This window comes from Mycobacterium sp. 852002-40037_SCH5390672, assembly GCF_001665875.1.
Classification (GTDB): domain Bacteria; phylum Actinomycetota; class Actinomycetes; order Mycobacteriales; family Mycobacteriaceae; genus Mycobacterium.
Genome location: NZ_LZTA01000012.1, coordinates 1 through 1727, shown reverse-complemented (window position 1 = coordinate 1727; position 1727 = coordinate 1). Strand labels below are relative to the sequence as shown.

2 protein-coding genes are annotated in these 1727 nt (G+C 63.5%); both read right to left on the bottom strand.

What is annotated here, in order from left to right; genetic code table 11:
- Nucleotides 1-103: 103 nt before the first annotated feature.
- Complete coding sequence (locus A5782_RS03005; protein WP_196772064.1) at nucleotides 104-1015, bottom strand: helix-turn-helix domain-containing protein; 912 nt, start codon at nucleotides 1013-1015, stop codon at nucleotides 104-106.
- Nucleotides 1016-1123: 108 nt separating this feature from the next.
- Nucleotides 1124-1384, bottom strand: a complete 261-nt coding sequence (locus tag A5782_RS03000; RefSeq protein ID WP_067094937.1) for a hypothetical protein — start codon at nucleotides 1382-1384, stop codon at nucleotides 1124-1126.
- Between the last annotated feature and the right edge of the window lie 343 nt (nucleotides 1385-1727).

Below are 1727 nucleotides of genomic sequence, written 5' to 3'. Positions count from 1 at the left end.
GGTCTTCGGCCCAGTCGTCGCCGATGAAGATCACCAGCGTCACACCTGTGCGTGGAGGTTGGTGAACACGCGGGAGTAATTGTTTGATGGTGTGGGCGTTGAGTCAGATTCCGGCGGTTGGCTCGCCGAGTCGCAGTTCGCGTGCCGTGGTGGTCGCCTGGTCGGCGGCTTGGACGACACGTCGACCGAGGGTTTCCACCTCCTGGCCGCGCATGGGGCGCATCGAGCCGAGCACCATGAGTGAGGCGGCCACGGCCCCGTCCGCGTCGAACACCGGGGCCGACAGCTGAATGAGTTGGGTCTCTGTGTTGTGGTCGAGCTGGGTCGCGAGGTATTCGCTGTGGCGTAGCTGGTCGATCAACTCGTCGCGGGTGCGGCGGTAGGGTTCGGAGTCGGGGACTTCCAACAGATCTTCGAGGACGCGTCCGAAGGGAACTCCGGGGGTAGCGAAAACCGAGAAGCTGTAACCGTGTCGGCGGGCGAACTGCAGGGACTGACGCCATCGTTCCGCCTCGGCTTGGTGCGTTTCTGACCCGCCGCGTTTCAGCCAGTGCTCGCTTGTTGCCGAGTCCCATGCCACAAAGACCACTCCGAAGGGCGGAGCCAGTGGGATCGCCTGGCCGACGCGTGCCCGGAGCAAGGTGGCGGGTCCCCGGTCGAAGACGGCGACTGCCCTTGCCTCCCCATCAATGATGGTGGACACCACGACGCAGGCCTGGAGGTCTCGCGCGAGTCGGTCGGCCTGCCGGTTGGCCATGTTGAGCACGGGGTTAGTGGCCTGGGCCGCGCTGGCCAGCGCCAGGCAGGACGCACCCAGTTCGTAGCCCATATCGTGGTTGCGGCGATTCGCGAAGCCTTGTTGGGTCAGCGCCTGCAGGATCGAATCGCAGGTGGCCCGGGGGATGTTCAGGGTGCGTGACAGCTGGGAGACCGTGTGGGCTTCAGAGGGGTGCTCGGCCAGGTACCAGAGCACCTGAGCAGCTCGCTGTACCGCCGGTGACGGATTAATGGGCAAGCGAGCAACCTCCCGATGTCGAATGCGCCGAGCCGCAACCTCAAAACCCAGTGCCCAGCGATGCTGCTGAAATACTAGCGCATCTCGGGGGTTTGCGCTTGTCGACGATCAGTGGCTCCCGGCGGCCGAGGGCCGTTCTAGCGCCCGCTGAGTCAGGTCCCTGCAGCGCTGCAGTGCGTACGCGGGGTTGAGTTCAAGCGCCTTAGCGAGTTCGGGATAGAGCATGTGGCCGGCTGGGAAGAAGTAGGCTTCGCCGGCGACCGCGACTTCGGCGGGCTCATTTGTGTCGGGTAAGTCCGCGCGGATCGACCCCTCGAAGACGTAGCCGTAATGCGGGCACTGGCAGACCTTGCCGGCAAAACCACCCAACTAGTACCGGGGCCGTCGCGTCAGCCGGTTCGTGGCAGACGATTTAGCCGATCTGCATGTCACCCCCCTTGCATCGAGTGCAAGTGGTCTGTGGTCATCGGCCACCGTCCACCCCGGCATTGGGGGGTCCGTGACTCCATGAGAGGCACCGGCAGCATCCTTTCTAGGTCACCATTGCGGCCGCGTGACGCAAAAGCCACGAACCGCCCTACCCTCCAATTCCTTGTACCGATGCCATAGTCTCGTCTACAGTGTCTAAATATCATCTAGAACGCTGAAATATCAGCAGATAGGGGAATTCTCGGGATGGTCGTTCACCTCGAGGTGGACCGGTTGCTGATCG